This is a genomic window from Amaricoccus sp. B4, from assembly GCF_043226085.1.
GTDB lineage: Bacteria > Pseudomonadota > Alphaproteobacteria > Rhodobacterales > Rhodobacteraceae > Amaricoccus.
The window spans coordinates 3,213,080-3,236,974 of the sequence record NZ_CP171225.1; the positions used below are offsets into that span (position 1 = coordinate 3,213,080).

The 23,895-nt window shown below is 64.9% G+C and carries 24 protein-coding genes; 20 read left to right on the forward strand and 4 right to left on the reverse strand.

The window, feature by feature from the left end:
• Window positions 1-149: 149 nt before the first annotated feature.
• The 8 genes from ACF66B_RS15460 to ACF66B_RS15495 all read left to right on the forward strand — a co-directional run bounded on the left by ACF66B_RS15460 (window position 150) and on the right by ACF66B_RS15495 (window position 8,512).
• The gene (locus ACF66B_RS15460) at window positions 150-395 is read left to right on the forward strand and encodes a Flp family type IVb pilin (protein WP_111430161.1); all 246 of its coding nucleotides are present in this window, start codon (window positions 150-152) and stop codon (window positions 393-395) included.
• A gap of 152 nt (window positions 396-547) precedes the next feature.
• Window positions 548-1,636 (forward strand): Flp pilus assembly protein CpaB, encoded by a 1,089-nt coding sequence (gene cpaB, locus ACF66B_RS15465; RefSeq protein WP_111430162.1) that lies wholly within the window; start codon window positions 548-550, stop codon window positions 1,634-1,636.
• A gap of 9 nt (window positions 1,637-1,645) precedes the next feature.
• Window positions 1,646-3,016 carry a type II and III secretion system protein family protein gene (locus ACF66B_RS15470; protein WP_111430163.1) on the forward strand — a complete coding sequence of 457 codons (1,371 nt, stop codon included), beginning with the start codon at window positions 1,646-1,648 and terminating at the stop codon, window positions 3,014-3,016.
• A gap of 8 nt (window positions 3,017-3,024) precedes the next feature.
• Window positions 3,025-3,690, forward strand: a complete 666-nt coding sequence (locus ACF66B_RS15475) for a CpaD family pilus assembly lipoprotein (protein WP_111430164.1) — start codon at window positions 3,025-3,027, stop codon at window positions 3,688-3,690.
• Between the two features lie 17 nt (window positions 3,691-3,707).
• Window positions 3,708-4,928 carry a P-loop NTPase gene (locus tag ACF66B_RS15480; protein ID WP_111430165.1) on the forward strand — a complete coding sequence of 407 codons (1,221 nt, stop codon included), beginning with the start codon at window positions 3,708-3,710 and terminating at the stop codon, window positions 4,926-4,928.
• A gap of 6 nt (window positions 4,929-4,934) precedes the next feature.
• Window positions 4,935-6,536 (forward strand): CpaF family protein, encoded by a 1,602-nt coding sequence (locus ACF66B_RS15485; RefSeq protein WP_392663181.1) that lies wholly within the window; start codon window positions 4,935-4,937, stop codon window positions 6,534-6,536.
• The gene (locus ACF66B_RS15490; RefSeq protein ID WP_162683285.1) at window positions 6,530-7,543 is read left to right on the forward strand and encodes a type II secretion system F family protein; all 1,014 of its coding nucleotides are present in this window, start codon (window positions 6,530-6,532) and stop codon (window positions 7,541-7,543) included. The genes ACF66B_RS15485 and ACF66B_RS15490 overlap by 7 nt, the downstream gene beginning before the upstream one ends.
• Window positions 7,544-7,552: 9 nt before the next feature.
• Window positions 7,553-8,512 (forward strand): type II secretion system F family protein, encoded by a 960-nt coding sequence (locus ACF66B_RS15495; RefSeq protein WP_111430166.1) that lies wholly within the window; start codon window positions 7,553-7,555, stop codon window positions 8,510-8,512.
• 9 nt (window positions 8,513-8,521) lie between these two features.
• Here the strand turns inward: ACF66B_RS15495 and ACF66B_RS15500 are convergent, their stop codons facing one another.
• The gene (locus ACF66B_RS15500; protein WP_111430167.1) at window positions 8,522-9,286 is read right to left on the reverse strand and encodes a tetratricopeptide repeat protein; all 765 of its coding nucleotides are present in this window, start codon (window positions 9,284-9,286) and stop codon (window positions 8,522-8,524) included.
• Window positions 9,287-9,451: 165 nt separating this feature from the next.
• On the opposite strand from ACF66B_RS15500, the gene ACF66B_RS15505 reads away from it, so the two are divergent.
• Window positions 9,452-9,886 (forward strand): prepilin peptidase, encoded by a 435-nt coding sequence (locus ACF66B_RS15505; RefSeq protein ID WP_392663186.1) that lies wholly within the window; start codon window positions 9,452-9,454, stop codon window positions 9,884-9,886.
• Between the two features lie 3 nt (window positions 9,887-9,889).
• Here ACF66B_RS15505 and ACF66B_RS15510 read toward each other — a convergent pair whose 3' ends face one another.
• The gene (locus tag ACF66B_RS15510) at window positions 9,890-10,141 is read right to left on the reverse strand and encodes a PilZ domain-containing protein (RefSeq protein WP_162683286.1); all 252 of its coding nucleotides are present in this window, start codon (window positions 10,139-10,141) and stop codon (window positions 9,890-9,892) included.
• Between the two features lie 233 nt (window positions 10,142-10,374).
• Between ACF66B_RS15510 and ACF66B_RS15515 the strand changes: the two genes are divergently transcribed.
• The 9 genes from ACF66B_RS15515 (at window position 10,375) to ACF66B_RS15555 (ending at window position 19,491) form a co-directional block, all read left to right on the forward strand.
• Window positions 10,375-11,796: a TadE/TadG family type IV pilus assembly protein gene (locus ACF66B_RS15515; RefSeq protein ID WP_162683287.1), complete on the forward strand. Its 1,422-nt coding sequence runs from the start codon at window positions 10,375-10,377 to the stop codon at window positions 11,794-11,796.
• Window positions 11,793-12,344: a TadE/TadG family type IV pilus assembly protein gene (locus tag ACF66B_RS15520; RefSeq protein ID WP_162683288.1), complete on the forward strand. Its 552-nt coding sequence runs from the start codon at window positions 11,793-11,795 to the stop codon at window positions 12,342-12,344. Before ACF66B_RS15515 ends, ACF66B_RS15520 begins: the two co-directional genes overlap by 4 nt.
• Before the next feature lie 8 nt (window positions 12,345-12,352).
• Complete coding sequence (locus tag ACF66B_RS15525; RefSeq protein ID WP_111430172.1) at window positions 12,353-12,904, forward strand: TadE/TadG family type IV pilus assembly protein; 552 nt, start codon at window positions 12,353-12,355, stop codon at window positions 12,902-12,904.
• 176 nt (window positions 12,905-13,080) lie between these two features.
• Window positions 13,081-13,620, forward strand: a complete 540-nt coding sequence (locus tag ACF66B_RS15530) for a carbon monoxide dehydrogenase subunit G (protein ID WP_111430173.1) — start codon at window positions 13,081-13,083, stop codon at window positions 13,618-13,620.
• 23 nt (window positions 13,621-13,643) lie between these two features.
• A complete protein-coding gene (locus ACF66B_RS15535) occupies window positions 13,644-14,132 on the forward strand; it encodes a (2Fe-2S)-binding protein (protein WP_111430174.1) in 489 nt (162 codons plus the stop codon).
• A 79-nt stretch (window positions 14,133-14,211) separates the two neighbouring features.
• A complete protein-coding gene (locus ACF66B_RS15540; RefSeq protein WP_111430175.1) occupies window positions 14,212-16,599 on the forward strand; it encodes a xanthine dehydrogenase family protein molybdopterin-binding subunit in 2,388 nt (795 codons plus the stop codon).
• 27 nt (window positions 16,600-16,626) lie between these two features.
• On the forward strand, window positions 16,627-17,418 hold the full coding sequence (locus tag ACF66B_RS15545) for a xanthine dehydrogenase family protein subunit M (protein WP_111430176.1): 792 nt from the start codon (window positions 16,627-16,629) through the stop codon (window positions 17,416-17,418).
• Between the two features lie 125 nt (window positions 17,419-17,543).
• Window positions 17,544-18,287: a response regulator gene (locus ACF66B_RS15550; protein ID WP_111430177.1), complete on the forward strand. Its 744-nt coding sequence runs from the start codon at window positions 17,544-17,546 to the stop codon at window positions 18,285-18,287.
• 85 nt (window positions 18,288-18,372) lie between these two features.
• Complete coding sequence (locus ACF66B_RS15555) at window positions 18,373-19,491, forward strand: PQQ-dependent sugar dehydrogenase (RefSeq protein WP_392663190.1); 1,119 nt, start codon at window positions 18,373-18,375, stop codon at window positions 19,489-19,491.
• Between the two features lie 10 nt (window positions 19,492-19,501).
• Here the strand turns inward: ACF66B_RS15555 and ACF66B_RS15560 are convergent, their stop codons facing one another.
• Window positions 19,502-20,476 carry a GlxA family transcriptional regulator gene (locus ACF66B_RS15560; protein ID WP_392663192.1) on the reverse strand — a complete coding sequence of 325 codons (975 nt, stop codon included), beginning with the start codon at window positions 20,474-20,476 and terminating at the stop codon, window positions 19,502-19,504.
• A 153-nt stretch (window positions 20,477-20,629) separates the two neighbouring features.
• Between ACF66B_RS15560 and ACF66B_RS15565 the strand changes: the two genes are divergently transcribed.
• Together ACF66B_RS15565 and serB are read left to right on the forward strand one after the other, a co-directional pair.
• Window positions 20,630-22,000: a class II 3-deoxy-7-phosphoheptulonate synthase gene (locus ACF66B_RS15565; RefSeq protein ID WP_111430179.1), complete on the forward strand. Its 1,371-nt coding sequence runs from the start codon at window positions 20,630-20,632 to the stop codon at window positions 21,998-22,000.
• A gap of 37 nt (window positions 22,001-22,037) precedes the next feature.
• Entirely contained in the window at window positions 22,038-22,922 is an 885-nt protein-coding gene (serB, locus tag ACF66B_RS15570) for a phosphoserine phosphatase SerB (protein WP_392663195.1), read from the forward strand.
• A gap of 298 nt (window positions 22,923-23,220) precedes the next feature.
• On the opposite strand, the gene ACF66B_RS15575 is transcribed toward serB, so the two are convergent.
• A complete protein-coding gene (locus ACF66B_RS15575; RefSeq protein ID WP_111430180.1) occupies window positions 23,221-23,871 on the reverse strand; it encodes a PAS domain-containing protein in 651 nt (216 codons plus the stop codon).
• Between the last annotated feature and the right edge of the window lie 24 nt (window positions 23,872-23,895).

Genomic DNA, 23,895 nt, shown 5'->3' on the forward strand with positions numbered 1-23,895 from the left:
GTATTTAACGCATTCTCAATTGTTGAAAGCACAAATTCGCCCAACCGGACGCAGAGGACGGTTGTTTAGTTCGAAGTGACAGAGAGAGCAGGGCGCTCGGCGTTCCAACGGGCCGGAAGGCCAAGATCCAGATAGCAGGAGTTTATGTCATGATTGACTTCAAGCGTGTCTTCCCGCGTCTCGCGCGGAATGACGACGGGGCAACGGCGATCGAATACGGCCTTCTCGCCGCACTGATTGCCGTTGTTATTATCGCCGCGCTAAGCGGAATTGGCGAACAGTTGCAAGGCACCTTCCAGAAGGTCGAGGCTGAACTGAAGAGCGCCAACGACAGCAGCAGCGGCGGCGGTACGGGCGGTGGCGCGACGACGCCCGACACCGGTGACGGCGGCTGATTTTCGTTCGCTTTGAACCAGGCTGCGCCGGGCAATGGAGTCCGGTGCAGGTCCGTCGCAGAACCGGGACTGATGCGCCTTCGTACGCGGTTCCAAGACGCCGCTCGCGTGAGGGCGGACGGTCCACACAAAGCATGAAGGCCTGACATTAAATGCGCATTCTGCTCCTCTTATGCGCGGCTGTGGCCGCTGCGCTTGGTGCCGGCCTTTTTCTTTTCACCGGCCGCGAGGCTCCGAGCATGCCGACGCAGGCACCAGTTGCCCAGGTCGCGCCGGTTCCCGCGACCGTGGATGTCTACACGGCCGACATGCGTCTTCCCGCAGGCACATTTCTCGTGAATGTCGGCCTCGGCCGGACAACCATGGAGCGTGGCAGCGTCACGGATGACATGATTGTCGCGGACCAGTCAGGACGCGAATTCCTGAAGCGCGGGGTCGTTTCACAGACAATTGCCAAGGGTGCTCCGATCCAGCGCTCTTCCGTGATCCATCCTGGCGATCGGGGGTTTCTCGCGGCCGTGCTTCCCGCGGGCAAGCGGGCAATTTCCATCGAGATCACCGAGGTTGCCGGTGTGAGCGGCCTGGCCCTGCCGGGGGACCATGTTGACCTGATCCTCACCTATGAGATCACAGCCGAACAGGGCGACTTCGAGCGAGACATCCACGCAAGTGAGACGGTGGTGCGTGACATCCGGGTTCTCGCGCTCGATCAGCGTCTCCAGGCGGCCGATCAGTCTCTCGACAAGAACGGTCAGCCGGTTCCGCCGCCTGTCGCGAGCACGGCCACGCTGGAAGTGACGCCGCATCAGGCTGAAATGATCTCGCTTGCGGCCCAGCTCGGAACGCTCTCGCTTGCACTCAATTCCGCACAGGACGGAGCGCAAAGAGGAGATGTGGCGCCCTCGATGGACCTCATGTCCGGCGGCGAAGGCGGCCTTGATACGTTGATGGGGCCGATCCTGCGCAGCCAGCCCGAGGGCGAGGCCGTGCGCGATGCAGGCCTTTCCGTGGCCCAGCGGCCGCTCACGATGGACACGGATGTCACCTCCCTGCTCGCGCGGTTGATGGAGGATGCGAAGGATCACAAGCTCGACGCGATCCCGCGCCTCAACAAGGTCGAATTTGTTCAGGTTGTGCGTGGTGCCCGCGGCGGCGCGGTCCGCATCGGCAAGACCGATCTCGAAAAGGTCGGCGGGGAAGAAGATTCCGCGGAAGAGACCACACCCGTCCAGAAGGACTAGGACATAGGCATGAAAGGTGCAGAGATGACCCGTTGGCGAGGATGTCTTGCCGCCCTGATCGGGGCGCTCCTGATGCTGACCTTCCAGACCGTGCATGCCGAGGGCAATTTCGAACTCGTGCAGCCCGAAACGACGAAATCCATTTCGCTCGTGGTGGGGACGGGCCAGCTCATCCGCGTGGATACGGATTTCACAAGCCTGTTCGTCGCCAATCCCGAGGTGGCGGATATCGAGGTGAAGTCGCCGCGTCTGCTCTATCTGACGGGCGTGGGCGTGGGAGAAACGACACTCTTTGCAGTGGACGAGGCCGACAACGTGCTCATGTCCGCCGTGATCCGCGTGACACACAACACTGGCGCGCTGCAGCGGGGCATCGGCCGCATCGCACCGGGCCAGTCGGTCACGGCAACGACCGTAGACCAGTCGCTCGTGCTGACGGGCACAGTGCAATCTCCGCAGGAAGCAACCGACATCATGAATGTCGCCGCCCAGTTCGTGGATGATGCGTCGCAGGTGGTGAACCGCCTCAACATCGCGACGCCCACACAGGTCAACCTCCAGGTCCGTATCGCGGAGGTGAACCGCAAGGTGGATCGCCAACTCGGGATCCGCTGGGGTGCGATCAACGTGAATTCCGGGGGCACGCGTATCGGGTTCTTTGGCGGCGCGCTCGCGGAGGATGGCTACGACGTCGGTGTGAGCACGGGCGGCTCGACCTTCAATGTGGACGTCCTGCTCCGGGCGCTGGCCGAGGAGGGAATGGTCACGATCCTCGCCGAGCCAAATCTCACTGCGCGCTCCGGCGAGGCCGCAAATTTCCTCGCGGGTGGCGAATACCCCTATGCCGTTCGGCAGGATGATCAGAACACGATCTACTTCAAGGATTACGGCATTGGCCTCGCCTTCACGCCGACGGTGATCGACCAGACCCGCATCAGCCTCAAGGTGCAGACCGAGGTGAGCGATCTGGATTTCTCTCACCGGGAAAACTACCCCTCGCTTATCACACGGCGGGCGGACACGACCGTCGACCTTGCGAGCGGGCAGAGCTTCGCGATCGCCGGGCTCATGCAGAACAGCACATCGCAGGATGAGAGCCGTGTGCCCGGTCTCGGCCAGATCCCGGTGCTAGGCGCACTCTTCAAGTCCACCGGCTTCAATCGCGGGCAGACCGAGCTGGTCATTATCGTTACGCCGATCATCGTGAAGCCGACGGACGCGAGCCGCATTGCCACGCCGGTCGACAGATATGTGCCGCCGAACGATTTCGAGCGCATTCTCTTTGGCCGCTTCTCGGGCAATTCCACCCAGGTGAAACAGGTCGAGAACCGCATCGGCAGCCGTAGGCTCTACGGCTCCTCCGGCTTCGTGTTCGAGTGAGGCGTGCCATGAGCATTCTCCGAACACGTATCAGATCAGGCCGGCAGGCATCCGGCGTCCTTGCTGCACTTGCCTGTGCCGCCGCGCTTGCCGGCTGCACCTACCAGCCGGGCAATCACATGATGGCCGAATACCGCGCGGATCCATCGGAAGTTCAGCAGGATCTGTTCTTCCAGCCGGGCCGGCCCGAACTCGCCCGGGGCGAAGGTGCGCGGCTCGATGCGACGCTCCGCTCTCTCGTGTTGCGGCCGAGTGACGATGTCATCGTGAACATGCCCTCCAGCGGGTCGGAGGTCATCGATCAGCGCCGGGTCGGGATTGTCCGCAAGACGCTGTCATGGACCCCGGCACGGGTTCTGGTCGTGGCTCGGCCCGGCTTCACGCTCGCCAGCCACAATCCAGACACGGCGCTCGTACAGGTCATGCGCTATGGACGTGTCAGGGTTCTTTGCCCAAGCAACGGCGTCGATTTCACGGATGATGCCTTCAACCGGAATGCGCTCGATATCGGTTGCAGCAACGCGCTGAATCGCGCGGGCATGGTGGCGGAGGCCCGCGATCTGACGATGCCGGAAGAACTGGATCAGGGCGGAGCATCTGCGGCTATCCGGGCGGTGGAAACCGAGCGGCGTGGACGGGTCCAGAAAACCGTGGTGCGGAGCATCGTCGAATAGGTTCGGAGGAGAGTGACATGGCCGAGCCGGCCCGAGTCATCCAGAGCGGCATGGTCTTCGAGGAGGACACCTCCGACCGGGAGCCATTCGGCGCCTTCTATCAGGACGAGGCCACCCATGCCGCCGCCGCGGAGATCGCTCAGTTGCGCGGATGGAGCGCTTCCAGCATCCGCAAGGGGGGGCTTCCCACCGCGCTCCGTCTTCTTGGGGTGGCGCCGCCTCCGCGAATCGTCTTCGTCGACATCGAGGACCAGCCGCTCGAGGAGGCACGTCAGGGACTGACCGAGCTGGCCCGGACCGGCGCCTCGGTGGTCGCGTTCGGCAGTGTGAACGACGTCGCATATTTTCGCTCGATCATGCGCGCCGGCGTGCGCGACTATCTGGTGAAACCCGTCACGGCCGATGATCTCGGCGAAGTTCTGGTCGCGATCGAGCAGCCCGGCGACGGCGCACGTCCGCGCGGGCGCCTCGTCGGCGTGATTGGCGCGCGGGGCGGGGTCGGGGCCTCCACAATCGCCATCAATACCGCCTGGATCATGGCGGATCGCCTCAGCCGCCGCACCGGCCTCGTCGATATGGACATCTATGCCGGCAGCATTGCGCTCGCTCTCGACATCGAGCCGACCCGCGGCCTGCGAGAGGCGTTCGACGATCCGAAGCGCGTCGATGAAGTATTCCTCCAGAATGCGATGAAGAAGATCGGCAAGAACCTGCACGTCCTCGCCACGGAAGAACCATTCGATGATCTCGTTCCGATGACCGACGACAAGATGCTGATGTTGGCCGACACGATGCACGGCAATTTCGACATGTCGATCCTCGACCTCCCCCGCCACTTCATCCTGCGCGAGCCTCAGCTCTTTGCCCGATGCGATGATTTTGTTGTGGTGGCCGAGCTGACCTTGCAGTCCCTGCGCGACACAAACCGCCTGCGCAAGCTGCTCGGTCTCCGGAACCGCAAGGCGAAGATCCATGTCATTGCCAACCGGGTGTCCTCGCGGCCGGACATCACGGTGGGTGAATTCGAGAAGGGGATGGAGAGCACGCTGCGCTGCGTCTTTCCGCTCGACACCAAGGCCGTGACCCGCGCGAGCATGGAGGGGCGTCCGCTCGCAGCAACCACGCCGAAGCACAAGATCGTCGATGGCCTCCACAAGCTCTGTATCGAGCTGGCCGGCATCCCGGAAGACGGGCGGCGCAAGGGGCTGTTTGGCCGCAAGGCACCGAGAAAGAAATAAGGCGCGATGGAAGACGGCATCCCGAACACGTCCCGGATCCCTGAGGAGCCACATGACGCTCTGCGCGCGGCAGCCGTCGCGCGGGTCAAGGAGCTGCTCGGTCCTGCGGGTCTCCGTACCGCTACGTCCATGATACTGGCAGGCTTCGCGAACGATGTGCTCGAGGAGCTCATCCTGGGCGAAGCGACCCCGCCCGATATCGCGGAGCAACGGCAACTGCTGCAGGAAATCGTCGCTCAGCTCAGGATCGCCCGCGAGGCGGGCGCGCAGACCTCGCATGCCAGGCGCGACGAGATCTTCGATCCATTGGCGGATGTTTCGATCCCGAATGCACCGGAAATCCGCAACCGGCGCGAGCTTCAGGTCAAGAGCGAGGTCATGCCGATACTGATGCAGCGGATCGACATCTCTGTCGCCTCCACTCTCGGGCCGGACCAGCTTCGACAGCAGATTACCGGTATCGTCGAGGAGATCATTGTCGATCTGCGGATCCAGCTCAATGCAAGCGAGCTCAGATCGATCGTGCGGCTGATCGTCGATGACATGATCGGCCTCGGGCCGCTCGAGCCGTTGCTGGCGGACGAAAGCGTGACCGATATCATGGTGAACGGCGCACATCAGGTCTATGTCGAGCGCAAGGGCAAGCTCGATCTCACCGATGTGCAGTTCCGGGACGACGCGCATGTGATCCATGTCGCGACCCGCATCGTGACCGAGGTGGGGCGGCGCGTTGATGAATCGACGCCGCTGGTGGATGCTCGTCTGCGCGACGGCAGCCGCGTCAACATCATCATCCCGCCGCTCGCCATCGACGGCCCGACCATCGCCATCCGCAAGTTCTCCAAGAAGGAGATCACCCTCGATACGATGGCGCGCCAGAACAACATTTCACCGGAACTGGCTACGGTGATGAAGATCGCCGCGCGCTGCCGCCTCAATATCCTCATCTCGGGCGGCACCGGGTCAGGAAAGACCACGCTTCTCAACGCCATGAGCCGCCTTATCGACCATGGCGAGCGCACCATCACCATCGAAGATGCCGCCGAGCTCCAACTCCAGCAGCCCCATGTGGTGCGTCTCGAGACCCGGCCCGCAAATGTCGAGGGCGAGGGCGAGATCACGATGCGTCACCTGCTCAAGAATGCGCTGCGTATGCGGCCCGATCGCATCATTCTCGGCGAGATCCGCGGCGAAGAAGCCATCGACATGCTTCAGGCCATGAACACCGGCCATGATGGTTCGATGTGCACGATCCACTCCAACACTCCGCGCGACGCGCTGACCCGCCTCGAGAACATGGTCGCCATGTCGGGCTTCAAACTGCCGGCGGAGGCCGTGCGTGAACAGATCCAGAGCGCCGTGCATCTTATCGCCCAGGTCAGCCGCATGCGCGACGGGATGCGCCGTGTTACCTATCTGACCGAGATCACCGGCATGGAAGGCGATGTGGTCACCACCCAGGATCTCTTCCGCTATGTTTTCCAGGGCGAGGACGCCGAGGGGCGCCTCGTCGGCCGCTTCGAATGCTCCAACCTGCGCCCGCATTTCATGAACCGGGCGGAATATTTCGGCCTCGGGGGGCGTCTGATGGAGGCTATGGGATGCTGACCCAACCCGATCCGAGCCTTGTCATTGCGCTTTTCGGTGGCGGGCTTGCCATCGTGGTGGGCCTCGGTCTGGCGGTCATAGCTCTCGTGCTCAAGGAGCGCACCCGCCATCGCAATCGGCTCGCACGCGTTGGCCGCGGGCGCATCTTCGGACGTGTCGATCTCGAAGAGATGCGCCTGAAACTCCAGAAGCCGAAGCAGGATGCAAGCCTCCTGATACAGGTCACGGACCTGTTTTCACGGTTCTTCCCGCTTCTCAACACGACGCGGCTCATCGCGAATTTCGAACGCGCCGGGATGGAGATCACCATTGGCCGATTTGCGGCCTACTCTGTGGCGCTCGGCGTCGTGTTCACGGGGCTCGGAGCGGGGCTCATGGGCTATTCGCTGCCCATAACGGCCGTCGTCTCGCTTCTCCTCGCCATGTTCATCTCAGACACCGTGGTCAAGATGCGCGGCGACCGGATGGCTGCGAAATTCATGCGCCAGCTTCCCGATGCGCTCGAGACGATCATCCGCGGCATTCGCTCCGGCCTGCCGGTCATCGAGTGCATCGCGACGGTCGGCAAGGAGTTCGAGGATCCGATCGGGATGTATTTCGAAGGCGTTGCGGAGCGGGTGAAGCTCGGCCAGTCACTCGATGTCTCGCTCTGGAACGTCGCGCGCATCATCCGGCGCCCGGAGATGGACTTTCTGTCGATCTGCATCTCGATCCAGATCGAGACCGGCGGAAGCCTCGCCGAGGCCCTTTCGGGTCTCGCGGACCTGCTCCGGAAGCGCCAGCAGATGCGCCAGAAAGTCCGGGCCATTTCCTCCGAGGCAAAGGCCAGCGCGCTCATCATCGGGGCCTTGCCCTTCATGATGCTCGGCATCCTGAGCATCATGGCGCCGGACTACATCGGTCCGCTCTTCACCGATCCGCGTGGCCATATCATGCTCGGCCTGGGCGGCCTCAGCATTGCCATCGGCGCTTTCGTCATGTGGCGGATGACGCAGTTCGAGATCTAGGAGGAGGATATGACGTCGATGAACTCCGCGGTCATTCTCGGCCTGATCGCCTTCTCCGTTCTTCTCGCCGTGGCGGCCGGGGCGATGTGGATCATCGACCGGCATGGCCGCGCCCGCCGGATCGCCGCCGCAACCGGCAACGCGGCCGCGCGCGCGAGGGTTGTGAAGACGGGGCCGCGCGAGCAACAGCAGATGAACGAGGGTCTGCTCAACTTCATGAAGCGTGCGACCGAGAGCTTCTCGATCATGAAGGACCGGCAGATCCGCGAGACACGGCTCCGGCTGTTGAGCGCCGGCTACCGCTCCCGGGATGCGATGGTGGTCTACAGCTTCTTCAAGCTGGTCTCACCGCTTGCAGCCATGATCGGCGGCATGCTGGCCGTCTATGGCTTCAACATGATCGGCAAGGGGCCGGCACTCGACCTCGCCGGAGTTCTCGGCATTGCGCTGCTCGGCAGCAAGCTTCCCGACATCGTCGTCTCGAATGCGCGCCAGAAACGTCTCGATGAGGTGCGCAAGGCCTTTCCGGACGCGCTTGACATGCTGGTGATCTGCGCCGAGGCCGGCCTGTCCTCGGATGCCGCCCTGAAGCGCGTCGTCGCCGAAACCAACCGCACCTCCTCGATTCTGGGGGCCGAGCTCGAACTCACCGCCATGGAGATGAATTTCTCGCCGGACCGGCGCGCAGCTCTCGAAAACCTGCTCCAGCGCGTCCCGCTGCCTGCCGTTACCGCTTTCGTCAACACCATGCTTCAGGCGGAGAAATACGGCACGCCGCTCGCGCGCGCCTTCAAGGTGCTTGCCAACGAGCAGCGCACCGAGCGCATGCTGCGCGCGGAAGAGAAGGCGGGGCGGTTGCCTGCGATCATGACCGTGCCCATGATGCTCTTCATCCTGCCGGCACTTTTCATCGTGCTCATTGGGCCGGCCGCGCTCGATATCATGGACAAGTTCATCGGCATGCAGTGACGTGGCGGATCAGCGGAGCTTGCCAATCGGCTTGCCCGTCCCGAGCAGCGTCCTCAACTCACGGTAATAGGCGATGTTGCTGTCGATCTGGCTCGGGGTGAGATCCGTCGAGAGCGTTGCACGCGCATCGCGCTCGCGCCCTGAGATACCATAGACCAAAGCCAGATTGCCGCGGGTACGCGCCGAGGCGGCGTTGTCGCGCACCAGTTCGCGCAGGATGCGGATGCCCTCGTCGCTCTGGCCCGAAAGACCGTAGGAAAGGCCAAGGTTGCTCAGCAGCGCGAAGTTCGTCGGGTCGATCGCAAGGCCCGAGCGATACGAGGCCTGCGCTTCGGCATGGCGGCTCAACTGGTCGAGAGCGATGCCGCGCGCGGTGATGACCTGAAGGTTCCGCGGGCTGATCGCCAGGGCCTGATCGAGATTGGCAAGCGCACTCTGCGCCTTGCCGGTCTCGAGCTGCGTTCGGGCAAGCTCCAGAAGCACCTCTGAATCGCGCGGCCTGCGCTGCTTGGCCTGTGCCAGCGCCTGCTCGGCCCGGGTATATTGCCCGAGGCCGGCATAGCTGCGGCCGAGCCCGAGCAGGGCCTCGACCGAATTGGGATTTGCGTCATAGGCCTGCCGGTAGAGTGATGCCGCAGTGTTGTAGTCGCCTGCATCGACGGCGCGCTCTGCAAGCTTTTCTGTCGAGCTCGGTCCACTCGTGCTGCACCCCGCCAGAAAAGCCGCCGTCGCGGCGATCGACAGCGTCTTGCCGATTGCTCTGGTCCTGCTCATCGCGCTCTCACCTGTGATGCGTCCGCACTTTTTATTAAGCTTGAATTGAGCGCGTTAATTTCTCGTTAAGGGAGAGTCTGGTCTTTTGGCAGCGGCACGCGCCGCACCGATCAGGGGACAGGCTCGATGGAAAGCGCCGTGATGATTTCGGGGCTCGCGGTTCTCATGACCGCGGCGACTTCCGATATCCGGTTTCGTCGCATTCCGAACCGTCTTTCGATTGTTCTTGCGGCCATCGGCATTGTCCGGATTGGGCTTACCTGGGGTGGATCAGGGGCGGACGGGGCCCTCGCGCTCGATGCGCTCTTTGATATGTTGGCAGCCCTTGCGCTTTTCCTTGGCGGCGCCCTCCTGTTCGCGATGGGCCTTTTTGGCGGCGGAGATGTGAAGCTTCTGGCCGCCACCGCCGTGTGGCTCGGCCGGAGCGCGGTGCCAGGGATGCTGGTCGCTACTGCCATCGCCGGCGGGGCCATAGCGCTTGTGATGCTTGCATGGATCGCCATCGCGCGGCAGCGGGGAAGGTCGCCCGCACATACCAGTGTGCCTTACGGCGCGGCCATCGCGCTGGGCGGAACCCTGGCCGCGGTCGGCATTGTCTGAGCGTCAGGGGCTCGTGAATTCGAGCCCCGCCCTGTCGAGGGTCCGGTGGCGCACCGTCGCGGCGCGTTCCGGTCCGTGGTCGATCAGGAGATCGAAGCGCTCCGGCACGAAGAGCCACTGATCGGTCCGGATCAGTGCGCCAAGGGGCGACATGTCGAGGATCACGCAGTCGAGCGTGCTTCTGCCGCCGGGCAGAACCACCCGGCCGCGGCGGAGCACCCTGTGTCTCCGGGTCTTGCGGCGTTCGCGTGGCATGGATCGGTCTTTCTCTCGAAGTCTGTTTGACGGGGCCAGTATAACACTTCGCGGCGGTGCGCGGACGCGCGCTCCGGTTAAGCCGTTAACGGCTTGGAAACCACGTCCGTGGCATCGCATGGGTCTGAAATTCATCCATTTACGGGATGTTGAGCAACCGCTCCCACGATGCGGCCGAAAGGGCGGACCCCGCTTCGAGATCAATGGCCCGCGAGCAGCAGATGCGAACGATCATGAAACGGCTGCGTGCAAGCCATCCGCTCGGGACGCTGAGACGGTGCCTTCAGGACAGGGCGGGCGTCTCCGCCGTCCTCGTCGCCCTGATGATGATCCCGATCGTCGGCTCCGTGGGGCTCGCGATCGATTCCTCGGTCGGTTTCATCCTCAAGAGCCGCCTGTCGAAATCCCTCGATGCCGCAGCGCTTGCCGGAGGACGGGTCGCGCTGAGCGACAATGCCGAGGAAATCGCACGGCAGTATTTCGATGCGAATTTCGGCCCGACCGATGGCACCGTCAGTCTCGACGATTTCCACTTCGAACTGGATGAAAGCAAGGAGTTCGTCACCCTGACGGCGCAGGCGACGACACCGACCTATTTCATGCGGATCTTCGGCAAGGATTCGATGACCGTGAACGGCCGTACCGTCATCCAGCGCCAGACGACGGGCATGGAACTCGCCCTTGTCATGGACATCACCGGCTCGATGAGAGGAAGCAAATTCGCCGCGATGAAGCAGGCCTCGCAGGATCTCGTCGACATCATCTTCGGCGACAGGAGCGAGATCGAAAACCTGTGGGTCAGCCTCGTGCCCTATGTGGCCTCGGTCAACATCGGACCCTCGCGAACGAACTGGCTCGCGACCAACGATGAGGTGCTGAAGAAGCCATCGAGGTTCGACCCCGAGGGCTGGCGCGGCTGCGTGATGGCGCGGGCCAATCCCTTCGATACGGACGACACGCCGCCCGCGACACAACCCTTCACCTCCTACCGCTATCCGAAGACAAGCGATACGGAAGACAACAACTATCCACCCGTGAAATCTGAAGCCACTGCTGACAATAATGCGCGCGGTCCGAACCTGGCCTGTGGCGCGCCCATCATGGGCTTGACGGCCTCGAAGAGCGCGATCGACGGAGCGCTCGATGCGATGCTGGTTTCCGCGCGTGGCGGAACCACGAGCAATCTCGGTCTTTCCTGGGGCTGGAGAACCCTTTCGCCCCGCTGGCGCGGCCTCTGGGGCGGGACAACCCCAGCGACCCATCCCCTCGATTACCACACCGAGAACATGGAGAAGGTTGTCGTGATCCTCACGGATGGCGAGAACCAGTTTCACGACAACAACAAGATGTCAAACCCGCCTTACTCCGACTTTACAGCCTATGGCAGGCTGGACGATCTCGGTACTACCAACCCGAAGGAAGGCCGCAAGATCCTCGACAATCGCATGTCCGGCACCTGCACGGCGATGAAGAGTGCAGGCATTCGGATCTACACGATAACTTTTGGCAGCGGCGTCGGCAGCTCGACACAGGCCCTCTTCAGCAGCTGCGCCACCGAACCCTCGATGTATTTCCATGCGCCCTCCAACGAAGAGCTCAGGAGCGTCTTCCACACCATCGCCGGCGAGCTCGCCAATCTGCGGATCTACCAGTGACGCGGGCGCGGCTCCTGCGCGACGAAAGCGGCGCGGCAATCGTGGAAGCCGCGTTTGTCATTCCGGTCCTGCTGCTTCTCACCCTCGGTGCCATCGAGCTTTCCATCTCGATCTTTCTCGGCGCGAGCCTCGAATCCGCCGTCCTCCAGGCCTCGCGATCCGGCATCACCGGCAACACGACCGGCGGCGTCAGCCGCGAGGAGCGTATCCGCGACATCATCGAGGAAAACACCTACGGCTTTCTCGACATGGACAAGGTGAAGATCGAGACCCTCGTCTACAGCGACTTCGCCGATATCGGCAAGCCGGAGCCCTTCGAGGATGCCAACGGCAACGGCAGCTACGACATGGGCGAGGTCTTCAGCGATATCAACGGCAACGGCATGTGGGATCCTGACATGGGCGCTGCGGGGATGGGGGATACCGGCGATATCGTCCTTTACCGCGTCACCTACGACTGGGGCATCATCACCCCGCTCATCCAGGCCGTCCTCGGCAACAGCATGCGCCACGTCTCGTCCGTTGCCGTGCGAAACGAACCGTTCTGAGGGGCGCGATGCGACAGAAGCTCAGAGATCTTTGGCAGGAGCGGCGCGGGGTCGTCGCGCTCGAATTCGCGCTCGTCCTGCCCATGCTCGTGCTTCTGCTCACCGGCGGCGTCGAATTCGGCCGGATGCTGCTCCTCTCCCAGAAATTGCAGAACGGAGCCTTCATCCTCGCCGATCTCGCCGCCCGCGAGGAACACCTGAGCGATGCCAAGCTCACGGCGATCTTTCCCGCGATCGCCTCGCTCATGGAGCCCTTCGAATTTGACACCAATGCGGTTGCGATCGTTTCGGGCGTGCAAGGCATCGGGGACGGGGATGCGGAGGTGAACTGGCAGCGCTCGGGCGGCGGCACGCTCGTCCATTCCAGCGCTGTCGGAGTTCCGGGCGGTGAGGCCGCGATCCCGGAAGCCCTCGTTCTTGCGGACAAGGAGACGGTCGTCGTCGCCGAGATCTTCTACGAATTCCAGCCGCTCTTCGAACTCGTGCTGGATCCGATGACGGTTCACAAGGTCGCCTATCTCAAGCCGCGCCTCGGCGTTCTGGATGCGCTCGAGCCATGAGGCAGGGTGTGGCCTTCCACCCGGCGCCGCCAGCCGGTGGCGAAGACAGGACTTGTTCCGATGTGGCCCCCGTGCTTTTCATTCGGTCCGCGCGCGGCGCCCGTCTACATCTTAAGTCGCATATGCGGCGCGTCGGGCCCGGGCGTAACCTTGTCCGAAACTGGGGAGGTAACTTCATGAATTTAAGCGGTTCCCGTGTCATCGCCGCCGACCGTCAAACGGTCTGGGCGGCGCTGAACGATCCGGAGGTGCTGAAGGCCTGCATTCCGGGCTGTCAGGAAATGAACGGCTCGGTGGAAGAGGGCTACGAGGCCGTCGTCACCCAGAAGGTCGGGCCGGTGAAGGCGACCTTCAAGGGAGCCGTCGAGTTCTCCGATGTGGTCGAGAACGAGGGCTACGTCATCAGCGGCGAGGGCAAGGGCGGCGCGGCGGGTTTTGCCAAGGGCGGCGCCAAGGTCAACCTTTCGGATGCCGAGGGCGGCACCGAGCTCGCCTATGACGTCGAGGCCAAGGTGGGCGGCAAGCTCGCCCAGCTCGGCAGCCGCATCATCGACGGCTTCGCCAAGAAGATGGCCGACCAGTTCTTCGAGAATTTCCAGGCACAGGTGGAAGGTCCGCCGGAGCCTGCCGAAGCTGCCGCAGAGGCAGGAGACACGCAGGCGGCAGATGCGGAGCCCGCAAAGAAGAAGGGCTGGATCCGCCGCCTTATTGACTGACACTGGCGACCAGGGAGGTGACCATGCCAGAGATCGAAATGACCGTGAACGGAAAGCCGATGTCCGGCACCGTCGAGGGCCGCACACTGCTTTCCGACTTCCTGAGGGATATGCTCGGACTGACCGGCACGCACATCGGCTGCGACACGGCCCAATGTGGTGCCTGCACGGTGCACCTCGACGGTCGGCAGGTGAAATCCTGCAACGTCTTCGCGATGGATGCGGCGGGCGCGGAAGTGACCACCATCGAGGGCATGGCCAATGCCGATGGCTCGCTCGGGGCAATCCAGGCCGCGTTCCAGACCCATCACGGCCTCCAGTGCGGCTTCTGCACGCCGGGCATGGTGATGGCGGCCGCCGGCCTCCTGAAGGAGAATCCGGCTCCGACCGAGGCGGAGATCCGTGCCCATCTCGAGGGCAACATCTGCCGCTGCACGGGATACCACAATATCGTCAAGGCCATCCAGGCCGCGGCCGCGGAACTCGGCGCAAAGCCGATCGCCGCCGAATAACGCCACGCGGCGCCCTGCGGCCCCCGGAGGGGCCGGGACGGGCGGATTGCGCAGCACCGACGACAACAGGGAGAAAACAATGCCCAAGGACAGCGGCATCGGCGCCAGCTCCAAGCGGCGTGAGGACGTAAGGTTCCTCACCGGCAAGGGCCGGTATACCGCCGACATCAATCTTCGCGGACAGGTCTATGTGGCCTTCGCCCGATCGACCGTGGCCCATGGCCGGATCAATTCCATCGACACCAGCGCCGCGGCGGAGATGCCCGGCGTGCTTGCCGTCTTCACCGGCGAGGATTTCGTCGAGATGGGATCGAACCCGGCGGGCTGGTACATCACCAGCCGCAACGGCGAGACCATGAAGGAGCCCAAGCGGCCGGTTCTCGCCCACGGCAAGGTCCGGCATGTCGGCGATGCCTATGCCGCGGTGGTGGCCGAAACGGTGGCTCAGGCCAAGGATGCCGTCGAGGCGATCGAGGCAGACATCGAGGAGCTCGATGCCGTGCTCGACATGGCTTCAGCGGTGGCCGACAACTCCAACCGCGTCCATGACGAAATCGACGACAACATCTGCTTCGACTGGGGCTGGATCGAGGACAACCGCGCCGCGGTCGATGCCGCCTTCGAGAGCGCCCCCCATGTGACGACGCTTGAGCTCATCAACAACCGTCTCTCGCCGAACCCGATGGAACCCCGCGCCTCGCTCGCCGACTACAACACCGGCACCGAGGACTACACGCTCTACACCACGTCGCAGAACCCGCACCTTCACCGGCTCCTCATCAGCGCCTTCGTGATGGGCATCCCCGAGCACAAGCTCACGGTAATTGCGCCCGATGTCGGCGGCGGCTTCGGATCCAAGATCTATCATTACGGCGAGGAGGCCGTCGTGCTCGCCGCAGCGCGGAAGCTCGGCCGTCCGGTGAAGTGGGTCTGCGACCGCTCGGAAGCCTTCGTGTCCGACGCCCATGGCCGCGACCACGTCACGAAGATCGAACTCGCGACCGACAAGGAAGGCAACTTCCTCGCGATGCGCACCGAGACGCTCGCCAATCTCGGGGCCTATCTCTCGAACTTCTCCACCGCGACGCCGACCTTCCTGCATGGCACGCTGATGGCCGGCCCCTACAAGACGCCGCTCGTCTATGTGAACGTGAAGGGCGTCTTCACCAACACGGTGCCGGTCGATGCCTACCGCGGCGCGGGGCGGCCGGAAGCAACCTACCAGATCGAGCGCGTGATCGACAAATGCGCCCGTGAGCTCGGAATCGACCAGATCGAGATCCGGCGCAAGAACTTCATCTCGCCGGATGCCTTCCCCTACACGACGCCGGTTGGCCTCGTCTACGACACCGGCAACTACGGTGCGACGCTCGACAAGATGATCGAGCTCGGCGACACCGCAGGCTTCGAGAGCCGGCGTGCCGAAAGTTCGGCGAAGGGCAAGCTCCGCGGCATCGGCTACTCCACCTGGATCGAGGCCTGCGGCATCGCGCCCTCGCATCTGGTGGGCCAGCTCGGCGCCCGCGTCGGCCTCTATGATGCCGCCACCGTCCGTGTGAACGCGACAGGCAACATCTCGGTGCTGACCGGTGCCCACAGCCACGGCCAGGGTCACGAGACGGTCTTTGCTCAGGTGGTCTCCGACATGCTTGGCATCCCGGAGGCAAGCATCGAGATCGTCCATGGCGATACCTCGAAGATCCCCTTCGGCATGGGCAGCTACGGCTCGCGCTCGCTTGCGGTTTGCGGCACGGCGATCGTGAAGGCGACCGACAAGATCATCGCCAAGTGCAAGAAGATCGCCGCGCATCAGATGGAGGCCTCCGAAAGCGACATCGTCTTCGAGAACGGCAACTTCACCGTGGCGGGGACGGACAAGTCCAAGAGCTTCGGCGACATCGCCCTCTCGGCCTATGTGCCGCACAACTACCCGCTCGACGAGCTCGAGCCGGGTCTCGAGGAGAGCGCCTTCTACGATCCGGCGAACTTCACCTATCCCGCCGGCGCCTATGCCTGCGAGGTGGAAGTCGATCCCGGCACCGGCAAGGTCGATGTGGTGGCCTTCACCGCCGCCGATGATTTCGGCAACGTCATCAACCCGATGATCGTCGAGGGCCAGGTCCATGGCGGCGTGGTTCAGGGCATCGGGCAGGCGCTGTTCGAGGTCGTCGTCCACAATGACGAGGGCCAGAACCTGACCGGTTCCTACATGGACTACGCGATGCCGCGGTCCAACGATGTCCCGCTGCTTGTCGTGGATCATTCCTGTCAGACCCCCTGCACCCACAATCCGCTGGGCGTGAAGGGCTGTGGCGAGGCGGGCGCGATCGGCACCCCGCCTGCGGTCGTCAATGCGGTGATCGACGCGCTCCAGGCGGGCGGATACGACATCGCTCATATCGACATGCCGCTCACGCCCTCGAAGGTCTGGGCGGCGATGGCCGGCGCGCAGCAGGCAGCGGAATAGGCCGGGCGGAACGGAAGGAAACGAACCATGTATGCTTTTGATTTCGTGAAGCCCTCGACGCTCGACGAAGCGCTCTCCGCGCTTGCCGAGGACGAGGCCCAGGCAATCAGCGGCGGCCAGACGCTCATCCCGACCCTGAAACAGCGGCTCGCCATGCCCTCGAAGCTCGTAAGCCTCACCGGCATTGCCGAGCTCAAGGGCGTGAAAACCGAAGGGAACACGCTCACCATTGCCGGTGCCACGACGCACGCGGTGGTGGCGAAGGAGGCGGCTGAGGCCTATCCCGCGCTTGCCTCGCTCGCGGGTCGTATCGGCGATCCCTCCGTCCGCGCGCTCGGCACGATCGGCGGAAGCCTCGCCAACAACGACCCCTCCGCCTGCTATCCGGCGGCGGCGCTGGCTTCTGGGGCGACGATCGTGACCAACACGCGCGAGATCCCGGCCGACGACTACTTCCAGGGCCTCTTCACCACGGCGCTCGACGAGGGCGAGATCGTCACGGGCGTGAAGTTCCCGATCCCCGAAAAGGCGCACTATCAGAAGTTCATTCAGCCTGCCTCGCGCTTCCCGCTCACCGCCGTCTTCGTCGCGAAGTATTCCTCCGGGGTGCGTGTCGCGGTGACCGGTGCCTCGGAAGACGGCGTCTTCCGCTGGAGCGAGGGGGAAGAGGCGCTGGGCGCGAACTTCTCGCCCGATGCGGTCTCCGGCCTCAGCGTCGATCCCGACGGCATGATGGCGGACATGCACGGCACCGCGGAATACCGCGCGCACCTCGTGAAGGTGCTGACCGCGCGCGCCGTCGCCGCCGCCAACGGCTGAGTAGCGGCCCGATCTGACGGGGGCCCTCCGGGAAACCGGGGGGCCTTTGCCGTTTCGGATTAATCACCTGTTAGGCTTGCTCGTCTCAAGATCCCGGGAAATCCAGATAGTGGAGTACCCCGTCGATGAGTTTTTCCGCCTTCGAACCCGGCAGCGTTTCGCTCGGAAGCCTGCGCCGCCAGTGCCTCTTCGCCGTGACCATCCTCCTCGTCGAAGACAGCCGCAGCGCGTCGGAGGCCATCCGGCTCTTCGCCGCCGAGAGCGGAGCGCGGGTGCGCCGGGCCGACAGCCTGCACGCGGCAAGCCGCCATCTGGCGATCTATCGCCCCAATGTCGTGATCGTTGATCTCGGCCTGCCGGACGGCGATGGCATGGCGCTCATCAGCCATCTCGCCTCGGCCTCGACCCCGATCCACGGCATCGTTGCCATGAGCGGGCATGACCGCTCCGCCTGGCAGGAGGCGGCGCTCGCCGGGGGCGCATCGGCCTGCCTCGAGAAGCCGATCCCGAGCCTTGCCGCCTTCCAGGAATGCATCCTGAGCGTGCTGCCCGATGCCACCACCCGCCGCGGGCCGGATGCGCAGCGCCAGCTCGACCTGACCGACCGGGCCTCCGTCCGGGCGGCCTTCGCCGAGGATCTCCAGCGTGCGAAATGCCTGCTGGAAGAGGGTATCCGGATCGAGGATGCCGATACCGTCGCCTACTGCGCCCAGTTCGTCCATTCGATCGGCGAGATGCTGGGCGATGCGCCGCTCGAGACGGCGGCCCATGCGGCATCGGAATCCGCCGCGGCGGCCCAGGCGCTACTCGATCTGCTGACCCGACGCGTCTCGGGCAGCCGCAATTCCGCAATCCGCGGCGTCGCCTGAGCACACGCGCCTTCACGATGGCTTGACCACGGCTGTTTCCACCGGTCCGGCGCGATAGACTTCCCGTAAAACGGGAGGCAAGACCATGAAGACACACGCCATTCTCATGCTCGGCGCACTGCTCTCTCTCGGGAGCGTTTCGGCGCGGGCTGAAATCTTCGAGACATCCGCAGGTTCGATCGAGGTCGCCCGGAAGATCGAGGGGCTCGATACGCCCTGGGCACTCGGCTTCCTTCCCGATGGCAGCGTGCTGGTGACCGAACGCGGCGGGCGGCTCCTCCTCGTGCGGGGTGGGCAGGCGCAGGCCATCACGGGCGTGCCCGGGGTCTGGGCCGAAGGGCAGGGCGGGCTGCTCGATGTGGTGGTTGCCCGCGACTTCGCGACAAGCGGCGAGATCTTCCTTACCTATGCCGAGCCCGCAGGCCGGGGCGCGGCGACGGCCCTCGCGCGCGCGCATCTCGAGCCCGATGCCGCGCGCCTCACCGGGCTCCGCGTGATCTTCCGCCAGGGCGACCCGACCACGAGCGGGCGGCATTTCGGCAGCCGGGTTGTCGAGGCCCCGGACGGCACGCTCTATCTCACACTCGGCGAGCGCGGCGAACGCGACAGCGCGCAGGACCCGTCGAGCTTTCGGGGCAAGGTGGTGCGCCTCAATCGGGATGGCAGCGCCGCTTCCGGCAATCCGTTCGCGGGCGGCACGGGCGATGGCGCGCCGGAGGTCTGGTCCTATGGCCATCGCAACCCGCAGGGCGCTGCGCTCGCCCCCGATGGCGCGCTTCTCACCGTCGAGCATGGCGCGCGGGGCGGCGACGAGATCAATCGCCCCGCCGCCGGCGGCAACTACGGCTGGCCCGAGATCAGCTATGGCCGCGAATATTCCGGCGGCCGCATCGGAGAGGGCACCTCCGCGCCGGGCATGGAGCAGCCACTCTTCTACTGGGATCCCTCGATTGCGCCGTCCGGCATGGCGGTCTACTCCGGCCGCCTCTGGCCGGAATGGCGCGGCGATGTCTTCACCGGCTCGCTGAAGTTCGACTTCCTCTCGCGCCTTGAGGGCGGGCCCGAGGGCTACGCCGAGCGCGAGCGTCTGTTCGAAGGGGCCTTCCCACGCATCCGCGATGTGCGCGAGGCCCCGGACGGGTCGATCTGGTTCCTGTCCGAAGCGGACGGCGCGGCGTTCCGGATGGTGCCCGCGCCGGACTGAGGCGCCGGGCTCACTCCACCGTGTCGGTCGAGCCGCGCTCGCGGTAGGGCGTGGTGTTGTAGAGCGCCCGGTAGCATTTGGAGAAATGCGAGGGCGATGCGAAGCCGCAGGCCAGCGCCACGTTGATGACGCTCATGTCGGTCTGGAGGAGAAGGTTCCGCGCCTTCTGGAGCCGCAGCTCCATGTAGTAGCGCTTCGGGCTGCGGTTGAGATAGCGCCGGAACAGCCGCTCGAGTTGCCGGGTCGAGAGATCGGCATCCTGCGCCAGGACCGAGGGCGAGACCGGCTCCTCGATGTTGTCCTCCATGCGCTGGATGATCGCGGCAAGCTTCGGATGCCGCACCCCGATCCGTGTCGGGATCGAGAGCCGCTGTTCCTCTTTCCCGGAGCGGACCGACGTGTGGATGAGCTGATCGGCCACCATGTTGGCAAGCTCGGTGCCGTGCCGCCGGGCGATCAGCGTGAGCATGAGATCGATCGAGGCGGTGCCGCCCGAGGCGGTATAGCGGTTCTGGTCGATCACGAAGATGGTCTCCGTGAGATCGACATCCGGGTATTCCTCCTCGAAGCTCGCGCGGTTTTCCCAGTGGATCGTGCAGCGCCGGCCCTCGAGCAATCCGGCCTCGGCGAGCACCTGCGCGCCGGTGCAGAGCCCGCCCATGGCAATGCCCTTGCGGCTCTCGCGGCGGAGCCAGGTCAGCACCGGCCGCGTGGTCGCCTGCCGGACATTCACGCCGCCCACCACGATCACCGTGGCCTCACGGCCGATCTCGTCGAGCGGGCCGTCCGTGCCGACCGGAATACCCGAGGAGGAAACGACGGGCGCACCCGTCTCGCTGATGACGCGCCAGTCGTAGAGCTTCTGTCCCGACATCCGGTTGGCAAGCCGGAGCGGCTCCACCCCGCCCGAAAACGCGCTGAGCGTGAAATTCGGGAGAAGCAGAAAGACGAAGCGATCGGGTCTTTGCTCGGGTTCCGCGGCCATCCGGCTTGGGTCCTGACTGGTTGCCGAGGCCGAGCTTGATCCGCCGCGATTTGCCCGGTCAAGTCGAAAACACGAGAGGGACGGGTATGGAAAAAATCCTGGGCCTCGCATATAGGGGGAGCCCCGAATCAAGAAACCGCAGGGAGCGAAGCGATGTGCGCCGATTGGACTAAATCCGCGTGGCGGTCGAAACCGCGGGTCCAGATGCCGGACTATCCGGATGCACAGGGCCTCGAGGAAGTCGAGGGCAAGCTCGCGAGCTATCCGCCGCTCGTCTTTGCCGGAGAGGCCCGCAGGCTTCGCCAGGAGCTCGCCGAGGCCTCCGAGGGCCGGGCCTTCCTGCTCCAGGGCGGTGACTGCGCCGAGAGCTTTGCCGAGTTCCGCGCCGACAATATCCGCGACACCTTCAAGGTGATGCTGCAGATGGCCGTGGTGCTCACCTTCGGCGCCAGATGCCCCGTGGTGAAGATCGGCCGCATGGCCGGCCAGTTCGCCAAGCCGCGCTCTGCCGGGACCGAGACCATCGGTGGCGTCGAGCTGCCCTCCTATCGCGGCGACATCATCAACGGGTTCGACTTCACCGCCGAGGCGCGCGTGCCGGATCCGAACCGCATGCTTCAGGCCTATACCCAGGCGGCGGCGACGCTGAACCTGCTCCGGGCCTTCAGCCAGGGCGGCTTTGCGGACATCAACCGGGTGCATTCCTGGACGCTCGACTTCACCGCCGGTGAGGAAGGCTATGCCGAATATCGCGAGCTTGCCGACCGCATCTCGGAATCGCTCGAGTTCATGACCGCGGCCGGGGTGAACGGGAGCAATTCCGACGCCCTGCACCGGGTGAATTACTACACCTCCCACGAGGCGCTGCTGCTCGAATACGAGGAGGCGCTTTGCCGCGTCGATTCGACGACCGGAATTCCGATTGCGGGCTCGGGCCACATGCTCTGGATCGGCGACCGCACACGGCAGGTCGATGGCGCGCATGTGGAATTCTGCCGCGGGGTGCAGAACCCGATCGGGCTCAAGTGCGGGCCCTCGATCACCGAGAGCGATCTGCTGCGGCTGATCGACAAGCTCAACCCGAAGAACGAGGCGGGCCGGCTCACGCTCATCGCCCGCTTCGGCGCGGGGCAGGTGGGCGAGCATCTGCCGCGGCTCATCCGGGCGGTGGAGCGCGAGGGGCGCAAGGTGCTCTGGTCCTGCGATCCGATGCACGGCAACACGATCAAGTCGGAAACCGGCTACAAGACCCGGCCGTTCGAGCGGGTGCTCCGCGAGGTGCGCGAGTTCTTCGCGATCCATGCCGCCGAGGGCACGATCCCGGGCGGGGTGCATTTCGAGATGACCGGCCGGGACGTGACGGAATGCACCGGCGGGGTGCGGGCGGTGACCGACGAGACGCTCTCGGACCGTTATCACACCGCGTGCGACCCGCGGCTCAATGCCTCGCAGTCGCTCGAGCTTGCCTTCCTCGTGGCGGACATGCTCCACAACCGGCTGCGTGCGCAGCGGGCGGCGGTATGAGGGCACTTCGGCGCGGCGGCCGGGCGGAGAGCGCGGCGTGAACGGCTACAGATCCCTCGTTCTGACCGCCGCGGCGGGGGTCAGCGACGAAACCGTCGGGGCCGCGCTCGAGGCGCTGCGGATGGCGGGGCTCCCTGCCGGTGCGCCGCGCAGGCTCGGGCGGACGGCGGTCCGGGTGGCCTTTGCGGGCTATCTTCCGACCGGGCTCAGCGCCACGGCGCTGGTGGCCGGGCGGCCGGTCGATGCCAATATCGCGCCCGGTGCCACCGATTGCGGCCTTTTCATCGCCGACATGGATTCGACGATGATTGCGGTCGAATGCATCGACGAGCTGGCGGATTTCGCCGGGGTGAAGGACCGGGTTTCGGCGATCACCGAGCGGGCGATGCGGGGGGAGCTCGATTTCGAGGGCGCGCTCATCGAGCGCGTCGCGCTGCTCCGCGGGCTGCCGGAGGCCGATCTCGCCGCCTGCCATGCGCAGCGGGTGAAGCTCAATCCCGGCGCGCGGCGGCTCGTGCAGACCATGAACCGCCGCGGCGCGGTCACGGCGCTGGTGTCGGGCGGGTTCACCTATTTCTCGGGCCGGGTCGCCAAGGAGGCCGGGTTCCAGATCCATCAGGCCAACGAGCTGCTGTTCGAGAACGGCAAGCTCACCGGGGATGTGGCGCGGCCGATCCTTGGCCGGGCGGCGAAGCACGAGGCGCTGAACCGGATCTGCAGCGCGCATGGGCTGCTTCCGGCGGAGGCGATCGCGGCCGGGGACGGGGCGAACGACCTCTCGATGATCGAGGCGGCGGGGATCGGGGTGGCCTACCACGCGAAACCGGCGCTGGCGGAGGCCGCGGACGTGCGGCTCGAGCATTCGGACCTGACCGCGATCCTCGCGCTGCAGGGCATTCCGGAAACGGAGTGGGTGGCCTGATCGAGGGCCGCCCGACCCCGGGCGGAGGGCGATTTCCGGGGCGTGATATCACGGTGAAAACAGGGCGTTTCACCGTGAAAATCTCAAAACGCCATTGGAATCATTGAATTTTCGTAGTTAACATATCATGAATGGCGCGGGGGCGAGCCTTTGCGGCGCAAGCCGGGCGTGGCCGTGATGTGCGGGAGCGGTCGCCCTGATGCGGTGGTGAGCCGATGCGGGCGCCGGGATCGGGGCGCCGGGATCGGGGGACATCGCCGTGGGGCCTGCGCCTAGGGAGCGCCGAAGCCCCGGGCGGTCACTTGCCGTCGATGATGCGGAGCTTGGGGCCGCCGTTGCGGGGGCGGTTCGGCGCGTCGGGGTTGCCCTCGATCGAGCGGAGCTGCGGGGACTTGACGGGCGCGTGGGCAAAACCCGCCTGCTCCTCGGCGAAGCCCGGCAGCGGCTGCTTCGGCTCGACGCCCTGGCTGGGCTCGATCGGCGTGACGCAGACGTCGCGGATCATGAAGGAGAGCGGCGGGGCGAAGAGATCACCGCGGCCGGAGACACCGCCGAGCACGCGGTTGATGTCGCCGAAATCGCTCCGGAGCGGCATGAGCAGCATCGCGGCGTCATAGGTGCCGGAGCGGTTCGGCGCCTCGAGCTTGAGCTCGACCACGGCGGGCTCGTTCATCACCACCTGGAGCAGGCGCTCGAAGCGCTGGCGGTCGACCTCGTCGATGAGGTAGCCCGGCTGCATGCCACGCACCTCCATGCCCATCATCTCGCAGATCTTCATGCCGGCGAGGCGGATGCGCATGTTGTTCTCGCCGATCTTCTCGATGATGAACATGTTTTCGAGCGCGGACTCGAACTGGCGCGGGTCGATCTCGGCCCGATAGGGTGCGATCCGCCCGGCGCGGAGGCGTTCCCAGTAGGACTTGAGCGATGACAGCATGAGATCGTTCATCTGTTTTCCGACCGATGTTGCGCC